Origin of the sequence: Xanthomonas sp. WHRI 8932A (assembly GCF_035012785.1) — a bacterium.
Taxonomy (GTDB): Bacteria; Pseudomonadota; Gammaproteobacteria; order Xanthomonadales; family Xanthomonadaceae; genus Xanthomonas.
Genome location: NZ_JAYGQQ010000009.1, coordinates 91,377 through 113,475, shown reverse-complemented (window position 1 = coordinate 113,475; position 22,099 = coordinate 91,377). Strand labels below are relative to the sequence as shown.

General features: G+C 63.6%; 19 protein-coding genes, 1 tRNA gene and 1 other RNA gene. 13 read left to right on the top strand and 8 right to left on the bottom strand.

All coding sequences use genetic code 11. The features are described 5' to 3' along the window. Positions 1-245: 245 nt before the first annotated feature. A complete protein-coding gene (locus VC212_RS15715) occupies positions 246-2,063 on the bottom strand; it encodes a formylglycine-generating enzyme family protein (RefSeq protein ID WP_055852314.1) in 1,818 nt (605 codons plus the stop codon). Between the two features lie 148 nt (positions 2,064-2,211). Here VC212_RS15715 and rnd point away from each other — a divergent pair, with 148 nt between their 5' ends. From rnd to VC212_RS15660, 11 genes are all read left to right on the top strand, one after another. After that, positions 2,212-3,306, top strand: a complete 1,095-nt coding sequence (rnd, locus tag VC212_RS15710) for a ribonuclease D (RefSeq protein WP_115527947.1) — start codon at positions 2,212-2,214, stop codon at positions 3,304-3,306. A 534-nt stretch (positions 3,307-3,840) separates the two neighbouring features. Then, positions 3,841-4,242: an H-NS family nucleoid-associated regulatory protein gene (locus VC212_RS15705; protein WP_055851906.1), complete on the top strand. Its 402-nt coding sequence runs from the start codon at positions 3,841-3,843 to the stop codon at positions 4,240-4,242. Between the two features lie 85 nt (positions 4,243-4,327). Next, positions 4,328-4,403, top strand: a tRNA-Ala gene (locus VC212_RS15700). Positions 4,404-4,578: 175 nt separating this feature from the next. Then, positions 4,579-5,802, top strand: a complete 1,224-nt coding sequence (locus VC212_RS15695; protein ID WP_104644431.1) for an integrase arm-type DNA-binding domain-containing protein — start codon at positions 4,579-4,581, stop codon at positions 5,800-5,802. A gap of 138 nt (positions 5,803-5,940) precedes the next feature. Next, positions 5,941-6,447: a hypothetical protein gene (locus tag VC212_RS15690; RefSeq protein WP_146098887.1), complete on the top strand. Its 507-nt coding sequence runs from the start codon at positions 5,941-5,943 to the stop codon at positions 6,445-6,447. A 19-nt stretch (positions 6,448-6,466) separates the two neighbouring features. Beyond that, positions 6,467-7,210, top strand: coding sequence for a hypothetical protein (locus VC212_RS15685; RefSeq protein WP_323526298.1), 744 nt, complete (start codon positions 6,467-6,469; stop codon positions 7,208-7,210). 590 nt (positions 7,211-7,800) lie between these two features. Then, positions 7,801-8,034 (top strand): helix-turn-helix transcriptional regulator, encoded by a 234-nt coding sequence (locus tag VC212_RS15680; RefSeq protein ID WP_323526297.1) that lies wholly within the window; start codon positions 7,801-7,803, stop codon positions 8,032-8,034. A 181-nt stretch (positions 8,035-8,215) separates the two neighbouring features. Then, entirely contained in the window at positions 8,216-9,127 is a 912-nt protein-coding gene (locus VC212_RS15675; RefSeq protein WP_323526296.1) for a ParB N-terminal domain-containing protein, read from the top strand. A 207-nt stretch (positions 9,128-9,334) separates the two neighbouring features. Continuing rightward, positions 9,335-9,568: an AlpA family phage regulatory protein gene (locus VC212_RS15670; RefSeq protein ID WP_258078508.1), complete on the top strand. Its 234-nt coding sequence runs from the start codon at positions 9,335-9,337 to the stop codon at positions 9,566-9,568. 250 nt (positions 9,569-9,818) lie between these two features. Next, on the top strand, positions 9,819-9,995 hold the full coding sequence (locus tag VC212_RS15665) for a hypothetical protein (RefSeq protein ID WP_162847468.1): 177 nt from the start codon (positions 9,819-9,821) through the stop codon (positions 9,993-9,995). A 188-nt stretch (positions 9,996-10,183) separates the two neighbouring features. After that, on the top strand, positions 10,184-11,269 hold the full coding sequence (locus tag VC212_RS15660; protein WP_323526295.1) for a diguanylate cyclase: 1,086 nt from the start codon (positions 10,184-10,186) through the stop codon (positions 11,267-11,269). Positions 11,270-11,607: 338 nt separating this feature from the next. On the opposite strand, the gene VC212_RS15655 is transcribed toward VC212_RS15660, so the two are convergent. Together VC212_RS15655 and VC212_RS15650 are read right to left on the bottom strand one after the other, a co-directional pair. After that, a complete protein-coding gene (locus VC212_RS15655) occupies positions 11,608-12,117 on the bottom strand; it encodes a chemotaxis protein CheW (RefSeq protein ID WP_055851899.1) in 510 nt (169 codons plus the stop codon). An 11-nt stretch (positions 12,118-12,128) separates the two neighbouring features. Then, entirely contained in the window at positions 12,129-13,787 is a 1,659-nt protein-coding gene (locus VC212_RS15650; protein WP_323517657.1) for a methyl-accepting chemotaxis protein, read from the bottom strand. 299 nt (positions 13,788-14,086) lie between these two features. On the opposite strand from VC212_RS15650, the gene VC212_RS15645 reads away from it, so the two are divergent. Further along, positions 14,087-14,707, top strand: coding sequence for a DNA-3-methyladenine glycosylase (locus VC212_RS15645; RefSeq protein ID WP_115553954.1), 621 nt, complete (start codon positions 14,087-14,089; stop codon positions 14,705-14,707). On the opposite strand, the gene VC212_RS15640 is transcribed toward VC212_RS15645, so the two are convergent. Further along, on the bottom strand, positions 14,647-19,041 hold the full coding sequence (locus tag VC212_RS15640; RefSeq protein WP_323526294.1) for a DEAD/DEAH box helicase: 4,395 nt from the start codon (positions 19,039-19,041) through the stop codon (positions 14,647-14,649). The genes VC212_RS15645 and VC212_RS15640 overlap by 61 nt on opposite strands. A 537-nt stretch (positions 19,042-19,578) precedes the next feature. Between VC212_RS15640 and VC212_RS15635 the strand changes: the two genes are divergently transcribed. After that, positions 19,579-19,959 (top strand): DUF3301 domain-containing protein, encoded by a 381-nt coding sequence (locus VC212_RS15635; RefSeq protein ID WP_323526397.1) that lies wholly within the window; start codon positions 19,579-19,581, stop codon positions 19,957-19,959. Positions 19,960-20,030: 71 nt separating this feature from the next. Here the strand turns inward: VC212_RS15635 and VC212_RS15630 are convergent. The 4 genes from VC212_RS15630 to VC212_RS15615 all read right to left on the bottom strand — a co-directional run bounded on the left by VC212_RS15630 (position 20,031) and on the right by VC212_RS15615 (position 21,763). Further along, positions 20,031-20,107, bottom strand: a non-coding RNA gene (locus VC212_RS15630) — sX9 sRNA. A gap of 94 nt (positions 20,108-20,201) precedes the next feature. Next, entirely contained in the window at positions 20,202-20,576 is a 375-nt protein-coding gene (locus tag VC212_RS15625; RefSeq protein ID WP_323526396.1) for a hypothetical protein, read from the bottom strand. Between the two features lie 32 nt (positions 20,577-20,608). Continuing rightward, positions 20,609-21,049, bottom strand: a complete 441-nt coding sequence (locus VC212_RS15620; protein WP_055851886.1) for a ClpXP protease specificity-enhancing factor — start codon at positions 21,047-21,049, stop codon at positions 20,609-20,611. Positions 21,050-21,127: 78 nt separating this feature from the next. Beyond that, positions 21,128-21,763, bottom strand: coding sequence for a glutathione S-transferase N-terminal domain-containing protein (locus VC212_RS15615; RefSeq protein WP_024939278.1), 636 nt, complete (start codon positions 21,761-21,763; stop codon positions 21,128-21,130). Between the last annotated feature and the right edge of the window lie 336 nt (positions 21,764-22,099).

The following is a 22,099-nucleotide window of genomic DNA, read 5'->3' as shown; positions in this document are numbered from 1 at the left end:
TTGTCGGATCGACCTAGCTTCATCCCGACGCCCTCCGTGCCAGCGTGCGTGTGCGGTTGCCGCTGTGTCTGTTTTGGACGGTGTTGCTCGGCCGGCGAAGCGTGTCGTCCACGCTGCAAGGTGTTACCGCGGCACCGCTGGCTAGCAGCCAATGCACCTCCACTGGGCGAGAAGCGACTCTGCAGCGCGCCAAACCTGGGCAACCCGACCGCACGCTCGGCGCCTACTTGGCCGCAGCCGCGCGACTAGATCCCGCGTGCCAGCCGGAAACCGATGCGCGCACTGGTGCTATCGGAGTCCTGCGACTGCCGCCAGGCCGCACGCGTCTGCTGCGGCGAATTGGCCCAGCTGCCGCCGCGGATCATGCGCTGCCGGCAGCCCGGGTTGAACCACGCCGCGCCGTCGGCCGGTGCTCGCCGATAACTGGCGTGCCAGCAATCGGCCACCCATTCGCTCAGGTTCCCGCCCATGTCGTGCAGGCCCCACGCATTGGCGCGGAAGCTGCCCGCCGGTGCAGGCCCCCAGAACCCATCGCCGTAGCCGACGAAGCCGTTATTCCAGTGCCGGCCGCTGCGCGAGACGTCGTTGCCGCCGGTGAAATTACCTGCATCGCGCGGTGGCGAGCCGGCCTTGCCCCACGGATAGCGTCCGGTGGTGCCGGCGCGCACCGCGTACTCGAACTCGGCCTCGCTGGGCACGTGGTAATGGCGACCGGTCTGTTCCGACAGCCACGACGCATATGCTTCGGCATCGCGGACGCTGACGTGCATCACCGGGCTGTTGGGCGCAGCCTGCGCGCCGTTGTAGTCGGATTGCCAGTCCACGCCGCTGCGGCGGATGAAGTTGCCGCTGCGCTCGTCGTACACCACCGAGTGTCCGCGCCGGGTGGCGCGCGGACGCGCGCCGGTGGCTTCGACGAACTGGCGGAACTCGGCGACCGTCACTTCGGTGATCGACAGCGCGAAGCCGCGCGCGAAGCGCACGTAATGCGCCGGGCGCTCGTTGTCGGATGCCCCCGGTTCGGCGTCGCCTGCGCCCATCTGGAAGGCGCCATGCGGCACCACGATCATCTGCGGCCCACGGCCACCGACCTTGAGCCCATCGGTGAACACCTGCCCGGGGCGGAAGCTGCCGTAGTGGGTGGCCAATTCCAGGCGACGCCGCAGGTCGCCGGCCATCGGGTCGCCCGGGTCGGCAATGCGCAACACTTCCGCCAGTTTCTCGCCGGCCGCCTTGAGCCCGCGCGGCGAGGTCAGATCGTGCAGACCGGCGTCGTGTAAAGCCGCGATCTGCGCGCGCCGGGTGCGCTCGATGCGCGCGCGCGCATCGGCAATGGTCGGCGCGCGGTCGCGCACCTGCCCGGCCATCTGCAACCAGTAACGCGCGCCGATGAAATCGGCAGCGTCGGCGGCCTGTTCGGCGCGCTCCAGCAAACCGCTTTCCACTGCCGCCAGGCCCTGGCGCGTGCGTGGGTTGTCGGGGTCCAGCTGCGCAGCATCGCGGAAATTCGCCAGCGCGCCATTGCCGTCTTCGCCCAGACGGCCACCGCGCAGATCTTCTTCGCCGGCGCGGTTGAAACCGAGCACGCGTTGCGCGGTTTCAACATCGCTTTGCAAGGCGCGCACCTTCGGGTCCTTGGGTGCGAGCGCCAAGGCCACGATGGCAAGCTCGCGCGCCTGGTCTAGCGCATCGTCCTGCCGATCGGTCTGTGCAACCAGCGCCTGCCCGCGTTCGATCAAGCGTGCGCGTGCCTGTTCCAGGCCACGCCGACTGGCCGCATCCTTGCCACCGGCACGTTGTTCGATCGCCAGATACAGCGGGATCGCATCGTCCGCATCACGATACAGGCGGTCGTCCTGCAGGGCTTGGTCGGCGCGCTTGCGTGCCTGCGCCAAGGGCTCGTCGCCCAGCTCCACCGCCGGTGGCTGCCACTGCGCGACCGTCTCGGCGGATTCTTCGCCACCGATGGACACATTCGGTTTGTTCGGCTGCGCAGACGCTGCCGGCTGTCGCGCAGCCGCGGGCGCCGGTGTCGGCGCGGGGGCACGCGAACAGGCGCACATGCTGAGCGCGACCAGTGCCCACGCTGCCATCCGGTTACCGCACTTACCCACCACCTGCTCCTTCCAGTGCTCTGCCGCACGACAGGCGATCGCGACGTTAGGCTATTCTGCGCGTTCTGCGCAAACCCTTGCTGTCGACGGAAATCACGTGCCCCATTGGATCACCCACCCCTCCGAGCTGACCGAACGCCTGCAGGCGGCGCGTCCTTCGCGCATCGGCCTGGATACCGAATTCATTCGCGAACGCACCTACTGGCCGCAACTGGCATTGGTGCAGATGGCCATCGGCGAGGAGATCCTGTTGATCGACCCGCTGATCCCGGGCATGAACGAGGCGCTCAAGGAGTGGTTGACCGCCACCGACATCGTCAAGGTGATGCATAGCGCCAGCGAAGACCTGGTCACCTTCAAGTGCGCATGCGGCGTGTTGCCGCGTCCGCTGTTCGACACCCAGATCGCTGCCGCGCTGGCCGGTGTGGGTGGCGGCATGGGCTACCAGAAGCTGGTGCAGGAAGTCACCGGCACCTTGCTGACCAAGGGCGAGACGCGCTCGGACTGGATGCGTCGCCCGCTGTCGGCATCGCAACTGGAATACGCCGCCGACGACGTGCGTTACCTGTTCGCGATTCACGACGAGCTGACCCGTCGCCTCACCGAACAGGATCGCCTGGGCTGGCTGGCCGAAGACGCCGAGCGCCTGCTTGCCACGGTCGAGCACGATGACGGCGAGCGCTGGCCGCATGTGAGCCTGCGCACTGCACAATTTCTGGAGCCGGCCGCGCAACGTCGGCTGCTGCGGCTGCTGCGCTGGCGCGATCTGCAGGCGCGTCAGAGCGACCGCCCGCGCAGCTGGATTCTGGACAACGAACTGGCCAGCCAGCTGGCGCGCTTTCCGCCCGCGGATCTGGACGCCTTGCTGCGCCAGTTCGACAAATTCCCCAAGGCCCCGCGCAAGCTCGCCAACGCGGTGTGGGACGCGCTCAACACGCCGCTACCCGACGAAGACACCGCACCGCTGGCGCAGGCCGCCACCGATGGCAACAAGGCCGTGCTCAAGCGTTTGCAGGATGCGGTGGCGCAGCGCAGCCGCGAACTTGGCTTAGCGGACGGCCTGCTCGCCTCGCGTCGGCATCTGGAAACCCTGATCGAGCAGCACAGCTGGCCTGCCGCGCTGGGCCAGTGGCGACGCGAAATACTGGAAGCGCAGCTGATGCCATTACTGGCCGACAACACGGCGCAGTGAACCCGGCGTTACGCAGACGACAGCCCGCAGCGATGCGGGCTTTCTTTTTTGCCAGATGCGGTCTGCTCGAAGCGATGCGCCTGGTCAATCCGGCGCTGCCCAACGCGCCAGAGTGTGTAGGAAACAGTCCATCACTGACCACGGATCCGTGCGCTGGTAGCAGCCCCAGACATCACTCTTGCACGCAGTGCGACGCCGCTCACTCCAAGCGTCGTGGTCCGGTACTGAGGCTCATAGGCTTCATCGGCAGAATGATGCGGTCATGCTCGCGTAAGCCGGTGCTGCGCTGTTCATCGCTCATTGCCTGCTCCTGCTCCTGCTCCTGCTCCCGTCATGGTCGGATTTGCTTGCCTGCGTGTAAGCTGGGCAGCGCCCGCAACAACAATGCGAAAGCGGCCAAGCAGACCTTGTGAAAAGGCTGTTCACGTCGTGTGCAAGCCCCCGCACACGCAGCGGCCGCCCCCGGGCCGCATGCCATAATGGCGCTCGCCCCTAGGGCGGCGTCTCCACTCTTTATTCCGAGGCCATACCTCTGTGAGCAATACCTCTTCGAAACTGGATTCCATCGCGCAAGCCAAAGCCAAGCTGCTGGACGAGCTGCAGAAGCTGGAAGAACAGGAGAAAACCGAGCGCGCGAGCGAGGCATCCTCTGCGCATGCCACCATCGTCTCGCTGCTCGAGCAGTTTGCCGGTCACTTCAATACCAAGCAGCGTAACGATATCGCGGCCTATCTGGGCACCACTTCTGCGCGCAAGGAAGTGGTCAAGAGCGGCCGTAGCGAAGTGAAGCCGAAGTACGAGCTGCCGCACACCGGCGAAACCTGGTCTGGCCGTGGCCGTACCCCGAAGGCCTTCGCTGCCTGGGAAGGCTCGGTGTCGTACAAGGAATGGAAGGCGAAGAACCCGGACCTCAAGTTCCCGTTGATTCGCGAGTAATCCGTGCGGGATTGACCGGTTTGCCGCGGTCCGCTGCCGGTTGCCTTGGCGAACGGTGCGGCATGTGGTTAGAATCGAGTCACGTGGGGCGGTAGCTCAGCTGGGAGAGCGTCGCGTTCGCATCGCGAAGGTCGAGGGTTCGATCCCCTTCCGCTCCACCATCTTTCCGTCCTAGACGGTGCAAACGAGGCCAGAAAGCCCTGCAACATAAGGCTTTCCGGCCTTTTTTGTTTCCGAGGCAGTCTAGCCGAGACCGCGCAAATCCGGCGGTAGCTGGCGGTAATTTTGGCGGTAGCTGGGGGCATCCCCTACCCTGTTACCGCCAAGGAGCTGTCCATGCCTCTCACCGATACCGCCATCCGCAGGACGAAGTGTCTCGCAACGCCTCAGAAGCTGCGCGACGGCAACGGTCTGTATCTGCTGCTACGACCCGACGGCGCACGCTGGTGGCGCTACGACTACCGCCGCCCGGTCACCGGCAAGCGCAACACTCTGTCATTCGGCACCTACCCCGAAGTGAGCCTCGCAGATGCGCGGGAGAAGCTGGCGGAAGCGCGTCGGCTGCTCGCGGCCAAGGTAGACCCCGGTGAACAGCGGAAGGCCGTCAAGGCCGCTGGGGAGGCCGCCGCAGCGAACAGCTTCGAGGTCATCGCCCGAGAGTGGTTCGCCAAACAGCAGAAGGATTGGAGTACCCAGTACGCGGACAAGATCATCCGCCGCTTGCAGAGCGACATCTTTCCCTGGATCGGCAGCAGCCCCATCGCAGCCATTACCGCCCCGGAACTGCTGAAGCACTTGGAGCGGATCGAACAGCGAGGCGCCATCGAGACTGCTCATCGAGCCTTGCAGACCTGCGGCGCAGTCTTTCGGTACGCAGTGCGTACTGGCCGGGCCGAAGCCGATCCGACAGGTGCATTGAAAGGAGCGCTGACTCCCTGGCGATCCATGCCGTTCGCTGCTGCCACCACATCGGAGGAAGCGACGACCGTGCTGCGGAAGATTGACATCAGCACCAGCCGGCCAGTGGTCAGGAGTGCCCTGCGACTGGCACCGTTGCTGTTCGCCAGACCCGGTGAGCTTGTCCGCATGAGGTGGGCGGAGCTGGACCTTGACGCCGGACAGTGGCGTTACTTCGTGACCAAGACCAAGCGCCCCCATATCGCCGCTCTTTCGACTCAGGCAGTGGAAATTCTGCGCGACCTGCATCCCCTGACCGGACGCGGCGAGTTCGTTTTCCCTGGCGGACGCGACCCGCGCAAGCATATGTCCGGCAATGCCATCCTAGTGGCGGCGCGACGCTGCGGCATTGAAAAGGACGAAAGCACCATCCATGGCTTCCGCCACATGGCGAGCACGTTGCTCAACGAAATGGGCGGCTGGAACCCTGATGCAATCGAATCTGCGCTGACCCACAAGATGCCCGGAGTGCGCGGGATCTACAACCAAGCTCAGTACTTGGAGGAGCGCCGACAGATGATGCAGGAATGGGCGGACTACCTTGATGGCTTGAAAATCAGCACAGACCAAGCGCGTCGAAGGGGAGCACTACGGGCGGCCTAGGCTAAGCCTCGCCAAAGAGAGAGGCTTCCCACCACCAGTCTTAAGCCCACAAGGAAAGCCAGTCTTTGAGATTTCGCCAGATTTATGGCTACACTCAGCATGCAGTCAATCAGTCAATACCCACAGGGGGGGAAAGCAATGGAAAGCAAAGACTTTGAGAGTACCAAGGCGCTTCTCTTGAGCATTAACGAAATCGTTGCTCAGATGGATCCATCGGTGCGCGCCTCCACATTTGATCTCTTGACCTCAAGATTCCTTGAGCAGAAAAAGACAGCTCCTCCGGAACATAAAAATACGGATTCAAATAAGTCGCCAGATGCGCCCGACACCAGCGACCTTGGAGCATTCATCAGCTCGTTGGACACAAGCAAGCCATCAGAGGCAGTGATGGTGCTCGTTGCATGGCTGTATTCAAACTACGGCGTTTACCCGATTTCAGCCAAAGAAATCAAAGAGCTTGCAGACTCTTGCGGCCTAACAGTGCCCAACAGGTCCGATAACACAATGCGCGGCGCCAAGAATAACAATAAGGCGCTATTCACCCAGCAATCGAAAGGCTGGCAATTAACGGTTAGTGGCGAGATGTATATGAAGGAAACCTACAAGGTTAAGAAGGGAAATACCCCACTACCCTCCACCCCGTGATTGATGGCTGAATCCTTAGATGACGCTAATCGAATTTCTTTATCCACTCAAGGCATCCAGCACAAGAGATCTCTGTCTTGCGGCCATGTACTTTCATCAACGCTATGAAAATACTGATGAAGTAACAGTCGAGGCTCTTCGAGCCCTTCTCAAGCGAGGACGCATACCTCGCACTGACAAGCTCAACCTGGCTGACGTGCTGGCAAAGTCAGCGCCGTTCGTACATTCACCAGGAAAGGCCGGCAACAAATTCCTCTGGACCTTAACTGCAAGTGGCAGCGATCACGTAAGGCAGCTATTGAATCTACCGGCTAATGATCTCGAAGTGGAAAATGACGTTTCTTCTTTAGGTGCGATTATTGGTAAATTAGATGATACTGACGTGGCTGACTACTTGGCGGAAGCAGTCAAATGTCTCCAGGTAAATGCTCTTCGAGCCACCGTTGTCTTTACTTGGTCTGGGGCGGTAAAAAAAATCCGCGATGACGTATTCTCATGCGGCACGCAAAATGTCAATCCCGCAATCGCGAAATTCGATCCCAAGGCCAAGACCATCTCAAAAGCTGATGACTTGGTTCTAATTAAAGAGTCGGTACTGTTAAATACCTCACAAGAGCTTGGCATCTTTGATAAGAACGAAAAATCAGTTCTTGAGGAGTGCTTAAATCTCAGAAACAAGTGCGGGCACCCAGGAAAATATAAAATCGGCCCCAAGAAGGTAAGCAGCTTTATTGAAGACATAGCCGGAATAGTATTTTCTTAGCCGTGCAACAATATGTTGAAATGCCCCACCTACTGATGGGTGGGGCTTCTAATGAACAACAGGGCTGACCGCACAGGTGGCATCTGTATCGTTTGGCAACTATTGCTGACCGGGCGAGCCGGTGCACTGGAACTAGACTGTGACGCGCCTTGATCCGCAGTTTCCAAAGCCTCGGCGCGACAGGCACTCGGTGCTTTGCGATCCAAATGGCTCCGCCGCTCTGTAGCCCCAGTTCTTGCACTTCTGCTCGGCAAGCTGGATTGCCTGTTGCTCGCTCATGTCGGGGCGCTGGAACTCGTTGCGCTCGTACGAAAGCGCGACAACGCCATCGGCCCGACTGGCCTTTGTAACGAGCCAATCCGCATGAGTGGCGCACGCACTGAGAAGAAGCACGGCTCCGGCCACGCTGCAAAGCTTCAACTTCATTGTTGGTCCCCTTGTCCAGGATTTATTGCGCAGGCGAGCGCTGACTGCGCTCGGATCGGATGATAAAGCGACCACGACCCAAATGTCACTTATAGAGGGTGAACTCATAGGGCGTGGCCTGATAGAGGGTGCATCGGCATCGTTCCCCAATGCTGGAGGAAGCGATGCACACCGATCCGCGCGTCCTGTTCGGACTGCGATTAGCCGAGGTCAGGCGAACCCGAGGACTTTCCCAAGAGCGCCTCGCGCTGGAGAGTGGGATTGCGCGCAGCTATCTGGGCGGGGTTGAAAGAGGGCAGCGCAACATCGCGCTACTGAACATTTGCCGCCTCGCCGAGGCGCTGGGGATACCTCCTGCCTCTCTGCTGGAGCCCCCCTACGAAGACAAGCCGGCCTGAGAGCTTCCGCCTGACTTCGCTAACTGTCTGATTTATATAGGCGGTGCGTTTCAGTACACATACGAGGGGAGAAACGCTCCTCTTGGCGCGCTTGCCCCAGGCACACGAAACAGACTCAGCGGCGCGATGCCGCCGAGCCCAAGCCATGCGCGTCTCCCACGACTTAGATTGGAGACCAGCAATGAACTACGACGCCGCGCTTGAGCAATTCAGGCGCAACCCTCAACAACTTTTAATCACCGGTGACATTCGGCTTGCCGAAGCTTTACAGCCCAGAGTGGCCCGAATCGTTCCGATTCGAGACAAGGGCCGGATAGAGCAAGGCCGCGAGCAGCACATCGCCACACTTCGGCTAGCGCTAGAAGCGTCGGAACAGACGCACCTTGATCCGGTGTGGGTAGCACACATCGAGCAGCCAGCGCCGGTTGCTGAAGGCTTGTATCTAGTTGACGGACACCATCGTCTGACTGCCTATAAGCAGGCTGGTCGAGACTCGATCCCCGCGAGCATCTTGCCGATGGAGTGGCATGCCGCCGTCACTGTCTCGAAGCTGGTGAACTGCACTGGCAGATCGCTCGCCCTCCATAAGGAGCAGTGCCGCGATGCCGCTTGGCAGTACCTTGCGGTCCTGACGCACCGTGGCGCCAACGAGCTTCCGAAAGGCGAGTCGTTACGTTCGGTCGCAGGTCGATTCGGCATTAGCAAGAACACGGTTAGCAGCATGCTGACCTATCTGCCCCGCGTGATTCCTACGGACTTCCACTCACTTGCGATTGATCCCGGTACGGGCTTACCGAGGTGGCGATACGTGCGGGAGGCCAATAGCCCGTGGCAGACAAGCTTGCCGAGCTCCGAGCAAGAGCAGCTAGACCGGAAAGCGGAGAAGGTCGCGCGCAATATCGTCAAACTGGTGGATGGCTCATCCCCAGCCATACGCGCCAGGGCAGTTGAGATGCTGGCAAACGACGAGGTGGATGCCACTGACCAACTTGCATCGGTGGAGCTTCTTGCTTACTTCAGCCCACCACCATGCCGCCCTGTCCCAATTGGGACACCCGCTGTCCCAGCGCAACCGGCACATCTGGACAACTGACAGCCCCAGCCTGATTTGACCGCTCTGCCGGCGGGAGAGGAAACAAGATTTTCGCCGCGAAATTACGCGGCAGTCACTTCAATCATGCAAGGCCCAGCCGTCCCCATGCCGCCCCCTCCGGGGAAAGCTGCCCAACGGCAGGCACCACACCAACCAAAAGGCTCGCTGCAACCTCATGCAGCGGGCCTTTCTCATTTCAAGGAACCCATGACTAGCCAATCACAGACGATGCTGCCCTACCACTTCATGCGCTTGCCCGAGGTCATTGCGACGGTCGGCGTCAGCAAGTCCACGCTCTATGCCTGGGCTGCTGCGGGCAAGTTCCCTAAGCCAGTACAATTCCCCGGTGGCAACATTGCCGCTTGGGTCTCCACCGAAGTGGCGGGATGGATGAGTGCAGCGGTAGAAGCACGTAATGGTACCCACGGCCTAGCCGCATGAGCTTGGCGGTAACTATGGCGGTAACAGCACTCCCTGCGCCGAAAATACTTATTGCATTACAGTCACTTGCAGCTATTATTCGGGAGCCTTCCGCCCACCGCATCAAACGAAGAGCTCTGAACGTTCGCGTCCAGGGCTCTTTCGTTTCAGCTGTCCCACCGGCGCCAAGCACGCGGAGGGACAGGCCATGCCGCCGATATCACATCGCGCGCGCTAACGTCCGCCTCTCCATCACAGCGGACCCTTCGCCATGAGCAACCAACAGCGCCAACCCGACAGTGCCGACGACGACGCCAGCGGCGTCTCCGACAGCCAGGACTCGCGCAAGCAGGACGAAACCGCCAAGCAGCGCCCGGGCCAGGAAGATCTGAAAGTGCATGACGAGCACAGCCGCCGCCCCAAGGGGACTGCCGGCCAGGGCGAATAGCTGCAGCGTTCGACAGACCGAGTACTGCAGCATCGGCGTGGGTTCGACACCGCGTCTGCGGCCCGCCGATGTGGCAAGATCCTGGAATGTCAGCCGCTGGGGCGGCCGACATTTCGGCGCACCTAACGGCAGCGACCATCGCTGCAGACACTTGATCGCCTTGATGGCGCTTGTTGCAAAGGCCTTGCATGCAGCTTCCCGATGCGCCCGCATTGCACCTGATCCACGCCACCTTGTTGCCGGGCGACATTGGCGCCTTGTTGGGTGCGCGCCCGCCGGCCAATGAAGACGACCGTCTAGCCGCACTGCAGGCCTACCAGCTTCTGGATACCGGCCCCGAGCCGCAGTACGACGCGCTCGCCGCCGACGCCGCCGCCCTGTGCCACACGCCCATGGCGCTGGTCTCGCTGGTCGACACGCAGCGGCAGTGGTTCAAGTCCAAGATCGGCATGCAGCCGAGCGAGACGCCACGCACGCTGTCGTTCTGCGCGCACGCCATCCTTGCGCCCGACCAGCTCATGGAAGTGGCCGACACACATCTGGATGCGCGCTTCGTCAACAACGCGCTGGTCACCGGCGAGCCGCAGATCCGCTTTTACGCCGGCGCGCCCCTGCTGACCTCCGATGGCATCGCGTTAGGCACCTTGTGCGTGCTCGATCGCACGCCACGGCGGCTGTCGGGCGCCGAACGCGATGCGTTGCGGGTGCTGGCGCGGCAGGTCGTGGACACCATCGAGTTACGGCGTGCGGCCGAGCTGGTCGAGCTCGATGGATTACGCGACGCGCTCACCGGGCTCTGGAACCGCACCGGGCTGGAGCATGGCCTGCAGCGTCTGCAGGACACGTGCGCCGCGGTGCCGGAACAATCGCTGGGCTTTTTGCTGATCGATCTGGATGGCTTCAAGCGGCACAAACTGCAATCGGGCGTTGCCGCAGCGGAAGCGACGCTGGTGCAGGCGGCAAGACTGGTCGAGGCGCAGCTGCCGCAGACCGCGATCGTGGCGCGGCTGGACTGCGATCGGCTGTGCGTAGTGCTGCCGGCTGCGGTAGCGTCTGCTGCAATGCAGGCTGCCGAAGATATCTGTCAAGCAGTCGAAACCGCGCACTGGCCCATCGGTACGTTGACCGCCAGCATCGGGCTGGTCGATGTGCCTGCCAGCGAGACGCTCGACAGCAACACCTTGCTGGCGCGCGCGCGACATGCGTTGCAGGGCGCGATCTGCGACGGACGCAACCGCGTGCAGCGGTTCAGCGGCTGGCATCTGCAAGGCTGACACTCGCTCGAGCTGACTTGCTTGCGCTGTCTTTACTGTGTGCCCTGAGTGACAGACGCTGCAGTGCCATGCACGCAGCACTGCGGGTACACGACGCTGCGTAACACGTGTTCAACATTGGTTGATGCGCGCCTGCGACGTTCTGACGCCGAACGTCTTTGCGCTACGTGATTTGCCTTGGGTAACGAGCGGCAGTCAACCTACTGCCGCGCCCGCTACCCAACCAACGCGCCCGGCTTACGACTCACCGCGACTCACGACGCGCAGTCTTTCCACGCGCTGGCAATCGTCTGCACTCTCAATCCACCGGCATCGGCTCGCCAGAATTCCAAGCGACCTCAGGCAGCCAGCGCGTCGGCGTTGCCGGCAATCTCGTCCACCTGCAGCACCTGTTCCATCTCCAGCAGCACCACGAAGCGCTCGCCCACCTTGCCCATGCCACGTAGCAGGTCGCGACGGATATGCGTACCGAACGCCGGCGCCGCTTCGATATCGTCATCGGCCAGTTCGATCACCGCGTTGACGGCGTCGACCAGCACGCCGATCACCTGCGTGCCCTGCGCCTGCTCGGTGGACAGAATCACGATACAGCTACGCTTGTTGATGGCGCTGTCGGCACGCCCGAGCCGTGCCTGCAGATCCACCACCGGCACTACCGCGCCGCGCAGATTGATCACGCCGCGCACGCACGCCGGCATCGACGGCACTGGCGTCGGCGTGCGGTACTGGATGATTTCGCGAATCCCAAGAATACTGGTGGCGAAGGTTTCGCCGTCCAGCTGAAAGGTGAGGTATTGGGCGGCTGCATCGGCATCGCCCGGCATGACATCGGAAGTCTGTGCGGTCATCGATCGATCTCTCAGAAGCGAGCGAACTGGCCTTCGTCCGGGCCCTCGGACATCGCATATGCCGGCGCTGCAGTGCCACGCCAAGCGCGCGCACCTGCAACACGTGCCGGGCGTGCAGCGACCTGCTTGCCACGCTTGGGCGGCGTGCTCGCAGCGCCCTGCCCGCCCAGCCGGAAAAACGCCATGCTCTGTTGTAGCTGCTCGGCCTGCGCGCTCATTTCTTCGGCGGTGGCGGCCAGTTCTTCGGAGGCGCTGGCGTTCTGCTGGGTGGTCTGGCTCAGCTGCACCACCGCCGAGTTGATCTGGCTCACACCCGAGGATTGTTCTTCGGAAGCGGCGGAAATTTCCTGCACCAGATCCGAGGTGCGCTTGATGCTCGGCACGATGGTGTCGAGCAGGCGCCCGGCGCGGTCGGCCAGTTCGACGCTGGAACTGGCCACCTCGCCGATTTCCTGCGCGGCCACCTGGCTGCGTTCGGCAAGTTTGCGCACTTCGGCCGCCACCACCGCAAATCCCTTGCCATGCTCGCCGGCACGCGCCGCTTCGATGGCGGCATTGAGCGCGAGCAGATTGGTCTGATAGGCGATGTCGTCGATGATGCCGATCTTCTGCGCAATCTGCTTCATCGCCTGGGTGGTGGCCACCACCGCTTCGCCGCCTTCGATGGTTTCCTTCGCGGCCTGGGTGGCCATGCCGTCGGTGATGCGGGCGTTCTCGGTGTTCTGACTGATCGATGCCGTCATCTGCTCCAGCGAGGCGCTGGTCTCTTCCACGCCGGCCGCCTGTTCGCTGGCGGCCTGCGACAACGACTGCGCAGTGGCGCTGACTTCTTCGGACGCACTGGCCAGCGTCTCGGCACTGGTATTCACCTCGCCCACCACCTGCGACAACTTCTGCACCATGGTGCGCATGGCTTCGAGCAACTGCGCGGTTTCGTCGCGACCGTGTACATCGATGCGCATGGTCAGATCGCCCTCGGACAAGCCGTTGGCGACCGTGACAGCGCGACGGATCGGGCCGGTGACGCTGCGGCTGATCACCACCCCAAGCGCGGCGCCGAGCAACACACCGCCGCAAATGATGGCGATCAGCAATTTGGAACTGCGCGCATGGATGGCGCCGGTTTCTGCGTTGGCGGAGGCGGCGCTGCGCTCGCGCAGTCCGCTCAGATCGGTCATCAAGGTATCCACTTCATCCGAGCTGGCGCGCACCGCACGCGACAATGCAGCAAGTTCGGGATTGGCCTCGCGCAATGCTTCGCGATTGGCGGCTTCGATAAAGCGGCCGCGCTCATCCAGATAGGTCTGCCACGCACGATCGAACTGCGCCAGTTTGGTCTTGCCCTCTTCGGTCTGAAAGCTGCCGCGCGCACGGGTCATGTGATCGACCACCTTGGCGGTGTACTTGTCGATGTTCTGCACATGCGACTGGCGTTCTTCCGCGCTGCTGGCCAGCAACAGGTTGGCGCGTGCGCGGCCTGCGTAGATCAGATTGATGTTGGCTTCCTTGACGTTGGACAGGCCGAGCAACTCGCGCTCGTACAGCGAGGTCGACAGGTCGCTGATGCGTCCGGAGTTGGAATAGCCGACCCACCCGATGCACGCGCCGATCGCCGAGACGATCAGAAACGCCACGATCAGCCTGGTTCCGATTTTGAAGTTGCCTAACATTGGGGAGTTCTCTTTGAGTGCTGCGTGGGCTGCATGCGTTGCATGGGCAATCGACGGTGCTGCGCGTGCCGATCGCACGATGCGGACTCGTCTAACCAATCGTTGATAGCTATCGGCGCTGGCAAAACACGCTTGATATGCTTCGATCGGTACAGCGCCTATTCATGAGATTGGATATGCAGTTTTGTGACAGGTCCGGCGCTCCTGACCTGGCGCGTTCGGAAAAACCCTACCCCCGCTCCGCGGGATGTCCGGGACAGTCCGCAGAGACATCACGACTGGGCGGCTAGGCTGATGCCATGTCGCCCACGCCACTGCCCCGCGCGTTCTACGCACACGATTCGCGCAAGGTTGCGCCGCGCCTGCTCAACAAGGTGCTGGTCAGTGCCGATGGCCGGCGCGGCCGCATCACCGAGGTCGAGGCCTATTGCGGCAGCGACGATCCAGCCGCGCATTCGTTCCGTGGCATCACCCCGCGCACGCAGGTGATGTTCGGCCCACCCGGGCATCTGTATGTGTATTTCATCTATGGCATGCACTGGGCGATCAATGCAGTCTGCGGCGGTGCCCCCGGGCACGCCGTGCTGCTCCGCGCGCTGCAGCCTCTCGCTGGCGTGCAGGCCATGCAGACGGCACGCGGCGCGGCACCGGCCAAGGCACTGACCACCGGCCCCGGCCGTCTGGCGCAGGCATTCGGCGTCACTGCAGCCGACAACGGACTGGACCTGACCGATGCTGGCGCACGTCTATGGATCGAAGACGATGGCACTCCGCCGCCGGCGGTTGCGCTCGCGACGCCGCGCATCGGCATCCGCAAGGCCGTCGACCAGCCATGGCGCTGGGTGGTGCCCGACAGCGCCTATTTGTCGCGCCCGCTCCCGCGCGTGACCGGCACGCGTGCGGCGCTGCCAGGCGACTGAGCCAGCCATTGCTGCATCGGCGTCTGCTCGGCCGCACCTGGCCCGCGTTGCAGAAGGCGCAAGGCCTGCTCGGTGTGTTCGGCGGTGAGGTCCTGCAGCGGTTGGAAGCGATCGGCCGCCCACACCGCCATCGGCACGCCGTCCAGCGATGCGACGCGATTGCCCGGCACGCGCGCCACGCGCTCGCCAGGCAGAATGCTACCCAACAGATTGCTGGGGTCGCTTGCGCTCACGCACACCCAGCGCTGCTGCGGAGCCTGGGCGCGCACGCGGCGCAGGGCCGCGATCGCATCCGGCAAGGCGAACTGCTCGCCAGACAGACCGGCGATGAAACGGCCGCCGCGGATTTCGCCGCGCGCTTCCAGGCGTTGATACATGCGCAGTAGTTCGCGCCAGGGCGGCAACCACGCCGCCTCGCGCTCAAGCAAGCGCCAGCACACCACGCCGTAGCGGCGCAGCAGCGTGCGCGCGACGTGCTCAAGCATCTCTTGATGCCGCTCGCCGGCTTCGGCCAGCGGTAGCTCGGCAAGCGCACGCACCGGCGCCCATCGCCCGGCATCGCGTATGCCCAGAGCAGTGGCACGACGCCGCTGCCGCGAGAGCGCCGACGGCCGCTTGGAGGCCGGCACCAGCAGCGCGCGCAGCCCGGCATAACTGTCGCAATGCGCACGGCCACGCATCACCAGTTCGCTCAGGGCGTCTTCCAGCTCGGTGCTCATCAGGTGCGCGGCATCGGAAATCTCGTCGAAGAACAACGCACCCTGCTGCTGCAGGACCTCCACCACACGCTGCGCGCGCGACCCCAGCGGTGCATCGTCGACCGCACGTGCCAAGCCACTCCAGCGCTGCGCGTCACGGCGCGGCAGCAGCACGATTGGGGTCGCCCGCAATGCGGCGCCGCTACGTCCACCGCCCGGCCGCAAGCGCGCCCACACGGTGCGTCCGGCGGTGCATAAATCATCCAGCCAGGCGGGTTGATAGTCGCGCACACGCGCCGGCAGCACTTCGCTTTCCCACAGCACGGCTGGCGCTTCGAAGCCTTCCAGTTGCCCGACAACCCCCGCCAATGCGTCCGGTCCGGCAACCCGGCTCTCGCTGTCCACATGCTGCCACTCGAACAGAAAGCGCGCGTAATCGCGCTGCGACACTGGCTCGATCTCGCGCCGCAAGCGCCCCAGCGTGTAGCGATGGATGCGCGCCAGCAAATGGCGTTCGCACCATTCTTCCGACGGCGCGTGCGCACTGAATTGACCGGCCATGACATAGCCTTCGCGCTGCAATGCCAGCAATGCCAGCGCGATCTCGTCTTCGGGCAAGCGCAATGCACTGGCCAAGGCCGACACTTGCGCCGGGCCCACTGCCGACAAGCGCCCGCGCAACAATTCGCGCACCGCCCAGTCGCGCTCCCAGTCGGTCACACCGCAGTCGGCCGGCGCTTTCAATGGCGGCTGCGCCGAGGCGTGCGGATACAACGGCATGAACCAATCGATCCGCTCGGCGCTGATCCACAGTGCCGGCGCGCCGTCCATCACCAGGCAACTGGCGCGGCCATCGGCGGCGAGTGCCGTCAACCACGGCTGCCACTGCGCACCGGCCATTTCATCGACCGGCAGCACGCCCAGCCCGACCAGGGCCTCGTGCATCTCTTCGGCATCGCGGGGCTGCGGCCAGGCTTCCTCACGCACCGACGCGATGGCCTGTGGGTCCAAGCGCCCCAGGTCGTCGCTGTTCTGCGGGGTGTAACGACGGCTTTGCACCGCCTGGGTGCGGCGCTCTTCCAGCGGCGCATCGTCCAGAAATGCGTACGGACGCGCATTCAAGGCTTCGGACGCCAGCGGTGACGGCGCAGCCAGATCGCGCGCCACCAGGGTGATGGCACCCGATTCCAGCCCGCGCAGCACCTGCAACCAGCCTTCGCTGTCCATCGCCTGATGCAGGCAATCGTCCAGCGTTTGCGTCACCAACGGATGATCCGGCACCTCGCGCTCGCCAACCAGATTCTCCGCACAGGCCACCTGATCCGGGAACACGGTCGCCAACAGGTCTTCGGATTTCATCCGCTGCAGCTGCGGCGCCACCTTGTTGCCACCGGTGAAACGCGGCAGCGCCATTGCGTTGGTCGCATTCCAGCGCCAACGCACGCCGAACAGCGGCGCATCCAGCAGCGCCTGGATCAGCACATGCTCGGCCGACGACGAATGCAGATAACGGCCAACCTCTTCCAGCGCAAAACTGTGACTGGTAGACAGCGACAACACGATCGCGTCTTCTGTCGCTGCGGCCTGCAATTCAAAATTGAAGGTGCGGCAGAAGCGCTTGCGCAATGCCAGCCCCCATGCGCGATTGATGCGGCTGCCGTAAGGCGAGTGGATCACCAATTGCGTGCCGCCGCTGGCATCGAAAAACCGTTCCATCACCAAACACTGCTGCGTGGGCATGGCGCCCAGCGCCGCGCAGGCATGCGCCAGATAGTCCAGCAGTTGCTGCGCCGCTTCTGCAGAGCAGCCCAGCGTGCTGCATAGCCAATCACGTGCTGCCTGATGCAGTGCTTTGTCGAGTCGGGCCGCAATCTCGCCGCGCAGGCGCGACACCGCTGCTGACAGCTCGTCGCTGCGGCCAGGCGCTTCGCCCAGCCAGAACGGGATATTCGGCGGCGCGCCCTTGGCATCTTCTACCCGCACGCGCCCGGCATCCACGCGCAGGATGCGGTAGCTGGCATTGCCGAGTTGGAACACGTCGCCGGTGAGGCTTTCGACCGCAAAATCTTCGTTCACCGTGCCGATCTTTTCGGCCTGCGGCTCCAGCACCACGCTGTAATCGCCGGTTTCGGGAATGGTGCCGCCGGAAGTCAGCGCGGTCATGCGCGCACCGCGGCGCGCATGCAGCCGCCGATGCACCGCATCGCGATGCAGATACCCGGCACGCGGGCCAAGCCGGGTACTGAAGCCCTCGCACAGCATGCGCACCACGCTATCGAAGGTGGCACGGCTCAACTGGGCGAACGGCCACGCGCGCCGCATCAGCGCAAACAGCGCATCTTCGTCCCAGTCCTCGCAGGCTGCTTCGGCCACGATCTGCTGCGCAAGCACATCCACCGGCGCCAATGGGATACGCAGCACATCCAGTTCGCCGCGCCGGATGCTGTCCAGCAACGCCGCGCATTCGACCAACTCGTCGCGGGTCTGTGGAAACAGCCGCGCCTTCGGCGTGCCGCCGACCTTGTGACCGGAGCGGCCGGCACGCTGCAGGAAGGTGGCGATCGAGCGCGGCGAGCCGAGCTGGCACACCAGATCCACATCACCGATATCCAGGCCCAGCTCCAGCGAGGCGGTGGCCACCAGCACGGTGAGTTCGCCCGCCTTGAGCCGCTGTTCGGCCAGCAGACGCGTCTCGCGCGACAGACTGCCGTGATGCGCGGCAACGCGTTGCTTGCCCAACAGATCGCCCAGATGCCGCGCCGCACGCTCGGCCATGCGCCGCGTGTTGACGAACACCAGCGTGGTGCGATGTTGCTGCGCAAGCATGGCCACGTCGGCATAGACCTGCAGCCATTGGTCGTTGGACATCACCACGCTCAACGGTGTGGGCGGCAGCGCCAACGCCAGATCGCGCTCCCGCGTGTAGCCGATATCGACGATCTCGCAGGGCTGTGGCACGCCGTCTTCGCCAACGCCGACCAGAAACTGCGCCACGGTGTCGATGGGTTTCTGCGTTGCCGACAAGCCGACCCGCGTGATCGGTTGATCGGCCAGTCGCTGCAGCCGCTCCAGGGTCAGGCTCAGATGGCTGCCACGTTTGTCCGCCGCCACCGCATGGATTTCATCGACGATCACCGTGCGCACATGCCGCAACGCACTGCGCCCGGATGCCGAGCCCAGCAGCACGTACAACGACTCCGGCGTGGTCACCAGGATATGCGGCGGCACGCGCCGCGCCTGAGCCCGCTCGCGTTGTGGCGTGTCGCCAGTACGGACCGCCGTGCGCACCGCCACGTCCGGCAGGCCTTCGGCGGCCAGGGCCGCACGGATGCCTTGCAACGGCGCTTCCAGATTGAGATGGATGTCGTTGGAGAGCGCCTTCAGGGGCGACACATACACCACCCGCGTTTGGTCAGGCAGCGCACCGCCGTTGTCCAGGCCGTCGCGGATCAGCGCATCGATCGCCGCAAAGAACGCGGTCAGCGTCTTGCCCGACCCGGTCGGCGCCGCCACCAGCGTATGCCGCCCTGCCTGGATCGCCGGCCACGCAGCGATCTGCGCAGGCGTGGGCGCAGCAAAGGTCCGCGCGAACCACGCGGCGACCGCAGGATGGAAGTGCAGCAGAACAGGATGCATGGGCGATGCCCGACACCACGACGCCAACCGGCCGCCCGGCAATCGGATTCAACTCGACGAGAGTGCAATGGATGGGGGTCGGCAGCAGCCCACACAAGCCGGATGCGGCGTTGGCAGTGAACGATTTAGAGCGACTAGACAAGACTACGCCGCGACCATCAAACGGGTGCAGCCGCCAGGCGGGCACGCTCGGTGCCCGAAATCCTGTTTACCACGCTTGCACTCTGGTGCCCGTGTACCGTCCACGTCCGCTTCGCGGTGGCTCGCTACGTTGTGCTGGCCGCTCTTGGTGCAAGCAAGCAAGACTAAAGCGCGAGCACCCGACGGGCGCGGCCGGTGCTCGCGCTTTTATGTATCGCGCTTGCACTCTGGTAGTTGTGCGCCGTCCACGTCCGTTTCGCAGTTGGTGGCTACGTTCTGTTAGCAGCTCCTGCTGCGGCATGGCTTGGGCCGGACTGCGGGGTGCGGGATTGCGAGCACCGCCGTTGCTTGGCGATGATGGCGTCGCTGACGCAACGCTGCGGGCCGAGCGGACGATTGTCGATCGGCCACAAGCCGTGGCACATTGGCGGCATGCCCAGCCTCATCCTCTTCATGATTGCCGGCGCCGCACTGTTCGCGTTTTGGAACTCGTCGCGGGCCGCCGCCGAACGCGCCGATATCCTCGGCCGCAATGCTTGCCGCGCTGCGGATGTGCAGTGGCTGGACCAGAGCGTGCACTCCACCAATCTGCGCATCTGCAGGATGCCCAATGGATGGCTGGGCTTCGAGCGCACGTTCCGCTTCGAGTATTCCTACGATGGCGCAGATCGCCACAGCGGCAAGCTGGTGCTGCGTGGCGATCAATTGATTGCCTTCACCGGGCCGCAGGTCGCAACGGTGCGTGCGCTGCACCCGGAGCAAGAACGGCTGGAATGAGCAGGCTGCGTTTGCACCTGCCCTGGCGCCTTCGTCTTGCAGCTATCTGATTCCTGATGCCAGCGTATAGCGGCTAACGCAGCGTCGCGAGCAGTCGTCAGGTGGGTGCGGACGGCGCGCTCAGAATCGGAGTGGACGGTTGGCCCCTGCCGCACCGAGCGCCGGCCGCGCCCGCTTGGCGACGAGCGCAGCACGTTGTTAGGCGCTATTCGTCGCGACTGTCGTCGTGCGTTGTGCTTGGCTCAGTTCATCAGGCGACGAATGGCAGACCTCCAGCCAGATCCGGCCATCGGAGCTGCCGCGCGATCCGGCACCGGCTCGTAACCGTCGCCCCTGCCGCTCAACCAGCGTAGCTGCTGCTTACCCTCGCGGCGCAACTGTGCCTGTGCGAACAGGCAAAGCGGATGCTGCATGTCCGCCCGCTTCAACAGCCGCGACTTGCCACCCACCTCGATGCTGAGAAAGTGCGCTTCATCGGGCGTATCAACATAGCTGCGCGCCACAAGACAGCGCGCGCCCTGCGTGAAGCGATAGATCTCGTACTCGTAGTGGTAGTCGGCTGGGCCGGACGCATCCGGCTCACTGCAATCGACATGACGCGCGCGTTCCACCAGCATGGGAACGCTGCGGTCAGCCATCTTGCGCGCTCTTACTTGACCACGCGCAGATGCGGGCGCTTGCCACCGCTTGGCGGCTCATCCGGCGCAGGCGTGCTCGGCGGCGGTGCACCGGGATCCGGCGGCTCGCTGCTGGTGCCGGGAATGTCGTCCGGCAACGCCATGCCCTGCCCGGTTTCGCGCGCGTAGACCGCCAGTACGGCGGCCATCGGCACCATCACCGGGTAGCTGACGCCGCCGAAGCGCGCAGTAAAGCTCACGCTCTCGTTGTCGACCTGCAGCCCGACCACGGCGCGCTCGGCGATGTTCAACACAACGCGGCCATCTTTGACAGCACTGGCCGGCACTTGCACGCCAGGCAGTCCTGCATCCACCAAAACGTGCGGCGTCATGCCGTTGTCGTTGATCCATTCGACCAAGGCCCGCAACAGGTACGGGCGATGGCTGGTCATGCGGGGGAAATCTTCGCTCATGACGTCATTTTACCCGGACATGGCCCGCAACGGCGGCGACGCGCTCGCAAGTCGGTCTGTTGGCATACAGCCGTCACATCAGCCCGGCAAATCACGCAGCTTTTTTTCCTGATCGGTGAGGCTGCGAATGAAACCGGGATTGCGGAAGATCCGGTTGCCGTAGTCCTCGATCGCCTTGCCATCCTTGGGCAGACCGATCTCCAATGCATCCAGTCGCCAGATGATCGGCGCCATCGCGCAATCGGCCAGACTCATTTCCGGATTGAGGAAGAACTTGCTGGCCTTGAACAGCGGCACCGATGCGGTGAGCAGTTCTTTCAGCCGCTTGCGGCCGGCTTCGGCCTGGGTCTTGTTGCCGAGCTGGATCGCCTGCACCTGCGGCACCCAGTCGTGTTCGATACGCAACATCGCAAGGCGCAGGCGCGCGCGCGATAGCGGGTCGACCGGCATCAGCGGCGGATGCGGATAGCGCTCGTCCAGATACTCGCTGACCACCGATGCGGCATACAGCACTAGGTCGCGTTCGACCAGCGTCGGCACCGAATGATAGGGATTGAGATCGATCAGATCTTCGGGGGGATTTTGCGGGTCGACCGGCACCAGGTCGTAGGTCACCCCTTTCGCTGCCAGGACCAGACGGACCCGGTGGCACAACACGTCGTCGTTGGACGAAAACAAAGTCAAGGTATTCCGCATACGCACACTCGTCGCCATTCAAGGCTCTCCGACGACCGGAATCCGCCGGCCGCATCGGCGCGGTCGGCCCAACGCCGACCGTCACCACGGTCCTTCGAGTGTGCAATCACGTCACGCAAAAGCCAAGAGTGATAGGCCTTATTAATGCACGGGTAGCCGATGACGTTGTCGAGTTGTCAGGCATGGCAGACGATTTGCGCCGTTTTGGCGGAGATATCGCTTTGCGGCGATGCGGTTTAGGCGCCTACAACAGCCGATGCGTGGCATTGCAGTCGATGCCCCCACCTGGATGCTACTTCGTGAAGCCTGCGCCCCGCGGGGCATCGCGCCGCAGCGGCCAACGTTGCGTTGGCA